The 6693-nt window shown below is 58.0% G+C and carries 7 protein-coding genes; 1 reads left to right on the top strand and 6 read right to left on the bottom strand.

The genetic code is table 11. The annotated features are described in order from the left end of the window. Positions 1-37: 37 nt before the first annotated feature. The 4 genes from HX812_RS23960 to argH form a co-directional block, all read right to left on the bottom strand. A complete protein-coding gene (locus HX812_RS23960) occupies positions 38-859 on the bottom strand; it encodes an ABC transporter substrate-binding protein (RefSeq protein WP_038846737.1) in 822 nt (273 codons plus the stop codon). Between the two features lie 25 nt (positions 860-884). Next, on the bottom strand, positions 885-1649 hold the full coding sequence (locus HX812_RS23965) for an amino acid ABC transporter ATP-binding protein (protein WP_010208290.1): 765 nt from the start codon (positions 1647-1649) through the stop codon (positions 885-887). 24 nt (positions 1650-1673) lie between these two features. Further along, positions 1674-2552, bottom strand: coding sequence for an amino acid ABC transporter permease (locus tag HX812_RS23970; RefSeq protein WP_016979819.1), 879 nt, complete (start codon positions 2550-2552; stop codon positions 1674-1676). Between the two features lie 118 nt (positions 2553-2670). Further along, positions 2671-4098: an argininosuccinate lyase gene (gene argH, locus HX812_RS23975; RefSeq protein WP_038846735.1), complete on the bottom strand. Its 1428-nt coding sequence runs from the start codon at positions 4096-4098 to the stop codon at positions 2671-2673. Positions 4099-4291: 193 nt separating this feature from the next. Here argH and HX812_RS23980 point away from each other — a divergent pair, with 193 nt between their 5' ends. Next, positions 4292-5251, top strand: a complete 960-nt coding sequence (locus HX812_RS23980; protein ID WP_038846733.1) for a LysR family transcriptional regulator — start codon at positions 4292-4294, stop codon at positions 5249-5251. Positions 5252-5787: 536 nt separating this feature from the next. On the opposite strand, the gene HX812_RS23985 is transcribed toward HX812_RS23980, so the two are convergent. Together HX812_RS23985 and HX812_RS32470 are read right to left on the bottom strand one after the other, a co-directional pair. Further along, complete coding sequence (locus HX812_RS23985) at positions 5788-6429, bottom strand: HAD-IB family hydrolase (RefSeq protein ID WP_038846731.1); 642 nt, start codon at positions 6427-6429, stop codon at positions 5788-5790. Between the two features lie 52 nt (positions 6430-6481). Beyond that, the coding region (locus tag HX812_RS32470; RefSeq protein ID WP_372849575.1) for an HNH endonuclease at positions 6482-6693 on the bottom strand (212 nt) is incomplete at its 5' end.

The following is a 6693-nucleotide window of genomic DNA, read 5'->3' on the forward strand; positions in this document are numbered from 1 at the left end:
GCGAGCAAGCTCGCTCGCCACAAAAAGCGCTTCCCAATTACTGGCCGGAGTTAATGGTGATCTTCTCTACAGCACCTTGCTCCAGATCCCACTTCTTCAGGATCTTGCCGTACGTGCCATCATCGATCATGCCCTGCAACACTTCACTGATCGCGGTGACCAGTTCCGTGTTGCTCTTCTCGATCCCAAGCCCGGTGAACTGCTTGGAAATCGCCAACCCCACCGGCTTGTACTTGCCCTTATCCAACGACATTAAATAAGGAATGGTCTCGCTGCCCTGCATCGCCGCGTCCAACCGGTTCTGCTGCAACTGTGCCCGCGCATCCGCCGAACCTTCGGTGCCGATCACCACGATCGCCGGCTTACCCGCCGCCTCGCAGTTTTCCTTGCTCCATGCGGCAATTTCCGACGGCCAGGTGGTACGGCGGCTGGTGCCGACTTTTTTACCGCACAGGTCTGTCAATTCCTTGAGGTCTTCACGCTTGGCCAGGGTGTAGAGCTGCGGGCCGCTGGTGAAGTAGTCGATGAAGGTCACCGCCTTTTGGCGCTCGGCGGTGTCGCTCATGCCCGACAACACGATGTCCACGCGCTTTGTGGTCAGGCCGCTGAGCATCTGCTCGAAGCCGGTTTCCTGCCACTTGATCTTCACGCCCAGGCGCTCGGCCAGGGCGTTGCCCAGGTCAAAGTCCAGGCCGGTGATCTTGTTGGTGGCCGGGTCCTTGAAATCCATCGGCGGATAGTTCGGCACGATGGCCGCGCTGATCTCGCCCTTGTCCTTGATTGCCGCCGGCAATGCCGCGAAAACAGCGGAGGAGGCCATCAGGCCTGCAAGCAACGTTGGGATAAACAATTTTTTCATGGGGGCGTTCTCGTTTGTTTTTTAGTTAAGTGCGAACGGCAGAAATAAAGCTTTGGGTACGCGGGTTTTGTGGGCTTATTAGAATTTCTTCCGGGCTGCCGGCTTCCACAATCTGGCCGGCATCCATGAACACCATGCGGTTGGACACTTCACGGGCGAAGCCCAATTCATGGGTGACCACGATCATGGTCATGCCGGTGGTGGCCAGGTCGCGCATCACCGACAGCACTTCGCCTACCAACTCCGGGTCGAGGGCTGACGTGGGTTCGTCGAATAACATCAACTTGGGGCGCATGGCCAACGCGCGGGCAATCGCCACACGTTGCTGCTGGCCGCCGGACAACTCCACCGGGTAGGCATTGCGCTTGTCCGCCAGGCCCACGCGGGCCAGCAGTTCCAACGCATCTTCGATAGCTTCCTTGGGCGAGCGCTTGAGCACCTGGCAGGGGCCTTCGATGATGTTCTGCAATACGGTCATGTGCGGGAACAAATTGAAGCGCTGGAACACCATGCCAGTGGCCAAACGCTGGCGGGCAATCTGTGATTCATTCATCTCATGCAGCTTGTTGCCGACGACGCGGTAACCCACCAGTTCGCCGTCGACCCACAGGCCGCCCTTGTCGATTTTTTCCAGTTGGTTGACGCAACGCAGCAGGGTGCTTTTACCGGACCCCGACGGGCCGATGATGCACATCACTTCGCCTTGCTCGACCTCGATATTGATGTCGCGCAGCGCGTGATACTGGTCGTAATACTTGTTCAGGTTGACGGCCTTGACGATGCTTCTCATGGGGCAAATCTCCTCAACCCAGAATTACGAACGCTTGCCGGCGCCGCGGGCAAAACGACGCTCGAGGCGGCTTTGACCAAATGAAAGAACAGTCACCACCGCCAGGTACCAGATGCCGGCCACGATCAGCAGCTCCATGACCCGCGCGTTGGCGTAGTAGATGTTTTGCGCGTTGTGCAGCAGCTCCGAGTACTGGATCACACTGGCCAGGCTGGTCATTTTCACCATGCTGATGAACTCGTTGCCTACAGGCGGAATGATCACTCGCATCGCCTGCGGGAGAATGATCCTACGCAACGCCTGCAGGCTCGGCATGCCGATGGACTTGGCGGCTTCATACTGGCCGGTATCGACCGACAACAGGCCGGCGCGCACCACCTCGGCGGTATAGGCGCCCTGGTTGATGCTGAGGCCGAGCAGGGCGGCCACGAACGGCGTCATCAGGTCGACGGTGTCGATGCTGAACAGGCCGGGAATCGCGATCACCGGGAAGATCAACGCCAGGTTGAACCACAGCAGCAGCTGCAGGATCAACGGTGTACCGCGAAACAGCCAGGTGTAAGTGATGGCCACGTAACGCAGGATCGGGTTGGCCGACATGCGCATGATCGCGGTGATCACCCCGATCACCACACCCAGTGCCATCGCCAAAATCGACATGACAATGGTGTTCACCAGACCCCAGAGGATGGCCTCAGACGTGAGGAACTGACCGATGTAGGACCATTCGATCTGGCCATTGGCAAATGCGCGCAACAGCGCGGCCAACACGATCACGATCAAGGTGGCAAAAAACATCCGCCCGTAATAACGACGCGGCACGTGTTCGTACTGCGTGATATCGAACTGGTTCTCGGACAACTTGCGCTCGGCTTCCAAGCGCTCTGCCGGGGTTTGGTTCATGGTGATTCTCCAAAAAAGCGATTACCGCTGTACTCGGTGCAACTGTTGAAACTCGATCCAATGTGGGAGCTGGCTTGCCTGCGAAAGCGCCCGGCCAGACACCTCATCACCCACAGGCTTAAATGCGAAATCCTTGGTAACTCTCTGTCCATTTTTGCTGTTCGGCCAATGCCACTTTCAACCGCCCAATCTGCTCCCGGACCCGCTCCGGCGCCGTCCCACCCCATCCACTGCGGGCTGCAATCGCCGCTTCCAATGTCAGGCAGTCGCGCACCTCAGGCGTCAACCGAGCATCCACCTCCGCCAACATCGCCGGGGAGGCTTCCCACAATTCAATCTCATACTTCTCACAGGCCTGCACCAAGGCGCCGGTAATCTCATGCGCCTCTTTGAACGGCACACCACGGGTGGCCAACCAATCCGCCACTTCCGTCGCCAAGGTAAAACCCATCGGCGCTTGCCTGCGCAGCTCTTCCATCTGCACCTTCATGGTCGCGACCATCCCGGCCATCGCCGGCAACACCAGCAGCAAGGTATCCACACTGTCCAACACGCTGTGCTTGTCTTCACTCAAATCGCGGTTGTACGACAGTGGCAGCGACTTGAGCGTCGACATCAACCCCGTCAGGTTGCCAATCAACCGCCCAGCCTTGCCCCGCGCCAATTCGGCAATGTCCGGGTTCTTCTTCTGCGGCATGATCGAACTGCCCGTAGCGTAGGCATCGTCCAATACCACCCAGCGAAACTGCCGTGACGACCACAGGCAAAACTCTTCGGAAAGACGCGAAATATTTACCCCGAGCATGCCCGCCACAAACAGGAATTCCGCGACATGGTCACGGCTGGCGACGGCGTCGATGGAGTTTTCGCACGGGCCGGTGTAGCCCATTTCCTTGGCTGAATGCTCTGGCTGTCGCGCAATCGCGGAACCGGCCATGGCGGCGGCACCCAAGGGTGACAAGGCCGTGCGCGCATCCCAATCCACCAGACGTTGCACATCCCTCAACATTGACTGCGCGTGAGCCAGCAAGTGATGAGCAAACACAATCGGTTGCGCTTGCTGTAAATGGGTAAAGCCGGGGCAGATGCTCTCGATATGCTGCTCGGCCTGTTCCACCAACGCCTGCTGCAAACCCAGCACCTCGGTGGTGATGGTGCGCGCATGGTCGCGTAGGAAAAGCCGCAGGTCATTGGCGGTCTGGTCGTTACGCGAACGCCCGGCGCGCAGCTTGCCGCCCAGGGCGCCGAGGCGCTCAGTCAATACGCGCTCGATGAAGGTGTGTACGTCCTCGTCATCCAGGGTTGGATGCAGGTCGCCGGCAGCGAAATCTGCGCCAATACCATCCAGGGCCTCTAGGGTGCGCAGGGTTTCCGACTCGTCCAGTAAACCGGCGCGCTGCAACTCACGGGCATGGGCACGCGAGCCGGCCAGGTCGTAGGGCGTCAGGCGGAAATAGCGCTCAGGGCAACGGGACAATGCGGCCAATGCAGCAGACGGACCGGTCTTGAAACGAGCGCCCCAAAGGCGGTCGGTGGGCTGGGACATGGGTATTCCTCACGCTTGTTTTTAGAAGAGTCGGAGGCAGTAAAAATAAGTTTTCAACTAGACTGAACCAGCGTCTGACGCGCCGTATTCAAGGTTGCCAAGGGCGGATGTTTATGTTCATTATCGCCGCCTGGCTATGTTCAAGGATTGGGTTGAAGCCTGTTGAATATGGCACTTGAGGTCAACGCGTATTATGGAAACCCCACTTTCCACTTCTGGAAACCTGCCGCCAAAACCCGGCACAAGACCGCCCCTGCAGTTGAGCGGGCTGGACTTCAAATTGCTGCGCGTGTTCATGGCCGTGGTCGAAGCGGGCGGCTTCAGCGCCGCGCAAAACGAGCTGAACGTGGGCCTGGCGGCGATCAGCAAACAGATCTCCGACCTGGAAATCCGCATCGGCATGCGCCTGTGTACACGGGGGCGGGAAGGGTTCGGGTTGACCGAAGAAGGCAAGCTGGTATATCAAGCCTCCATCGAATTATTTACCTCGGTGGACAGTTTTCGCGACAAGCTTAGTTCGGCGCAAAACGAGCTTATTGGTGATCTTAGTGTCGGCGTTATTGATAACACGGTTTCCGATGCTAATTCCCCGCTGATTACCGCATTGGGGACATTACATAGCGAATCACCCAAGATTAGATTGCGCCTACATGCCTCGCAATTGGACGAAGTTGAACGCGGCGTGGTGGAAGGGCGGCTGATTGTCGGCATCGTGCCGGTGTACCAGCGCCGCGAAGAATTCGACTATTTCCCGCTGTATGAAGAAAAGGCCCACGCTTACTGTGCTGTAGGACATCCGCTGTTCAACGCGAGTGACATCACACCGGAACTGCTGCGCCAGTACGAAGTGGTGAACCACCGGTATGCGATCCACCGCGACAAGGTCAACTTCGTCAACTACGACAGCCAGTCCGCCTCGGCCTCGCAAGTCGAAGCCGTCGCGATCCTGATCCTTACTGGCCGTTTCCTCGGCTTCTTGCCCGAACACTACGCCATGCCCTTGGTGAGAGAAGGGCGCCTGCGCGCACTGTGCCCGGAGCAGGTTCACCTCAGCACCGCCTTCAACCTCATCCTGCGCCACAACGCCCCCAGAAGCCCGATGGTAAAAGCCTTCGCCACAGCGTTGGGCGTGGACCTCAAAGCCACGACATAAACACCCGTTGAACACCGATTAACGAGCCGACAAAGATCAAATGTGGGAGTTGTCGAGCCCCAGCGAGGCTACGAAGGGATCGACCCGGGTTCCCTGCCGAATCAGCCATCAGCATCGATACATTTTCCGCCTAGGCAACAAACAAACTGACTTGTATTGTCTTCAGCCAGCCAAAAGGTGGGATGCCCATGACTGAAACAAAAAACAGCCCCCCAGCAAGAAGCACCTGGGACAGCTATTTTCTCCATGGCGAATCAGTGTCTGACGACTTATGTCTGAGGATGACCGATTGGAGGTTCTGGAATTGAATCAGATAGGTCAGGAACGGCTCGACGCCAGTGAAACGCCCATTCATGTGCCCCTCGACGATCTGATCAACGAGGCTGAGACAGAAACCGTCCGAAAGAATTGAGTTTGGTATCGACGCAGAGCGCGTATAAAAAAGCCCAATCTTCCAGATTGGGCTTAATGAAAACGAGATTTCGGGGCAACGTAATTCAATCTCTCAACCCCTAGCACCCCATGCTAGTGCGCGACTACCGCAGTTGCTTGCGCTTCTTCTTCGCATGAAAGTGCCGAAAATGCGCATCCTGCGCCGCTGCCAATAACTCCCGATCCCCACGTGTATCGCCCCAAGCCCGCAGCCGATACTCGCCCAAATCCCCATACACAGCTTCAAGCCGCAGCACCTTGTTCTCACACCGGCAGTTGTTCCCGGTGAGCTTGCCGGTCAGCACCCCATCCACCACCTCAAGCTCAGTCCCGATCAACTTGATCCCCAGCCGATTCGCAAACGGCTGCAACACCAACGCCGGCGACGCCGAACACAGCGTGACCTCCGCCCCGGAGCCCAACTCCTGCTCAACCGACAACACCCCCGTCGGCCGCATCAACCGCGCCCAGGTCTTCTGGCAATACTCCTCGGCCTTTTGCTGCACCCACGCCTTCTCCACCCCGGTCATAAACGTGCGGATCAACTGCGCCTTCAACTCATCCCGGCTGATCTGCCGCACCAAAAAGCGCAGCCCCGGCACCGCCAGCTTGACCATCCGGCCATAGAACTCGCCAGGGCCGAAGGCAAACTTGAGGAAGGGTACGAAACTGTCGTGGTGGGTCAGGGTGCCGTCGAAGTCAAAGACGGAGAGTACTTTGGCGTCAGCGGGGCCGGCTTCGAGCATGTCTGGGGTCACGGGTTGGCCTCGGTCCTATCTGGTATTTTTTGAGTGTTCATCAGGTGTGACAGCGGGAGTTTACTCCCGTGCCAATCTTCCTACTTTGGCGTAAAGCCACCTCGGTGAAGGCATCCCGATCACTACGCTGATGGCAATTGGGGCACAAGGCTACAGCATTGGTGATGCGATCCGAACCCTTCTGGGCGAGTCGGTGCGCCTGATGTGCTTCAAGAAGTGGCCATTCATCGGGCATAAAAAATGTCCGCTGTC

Origin of the sequence: Pseudomonas sp. IPO3749, assembly GCF_013386605.1 — a bacterium.
GTDB lineage: Bacteria > Pseudomonadota > Gammaproteobacteria > Pseudomonadales > Pseudomonadaceae > Aquipseudomonas > Aquipseudomonas azotoformans_A.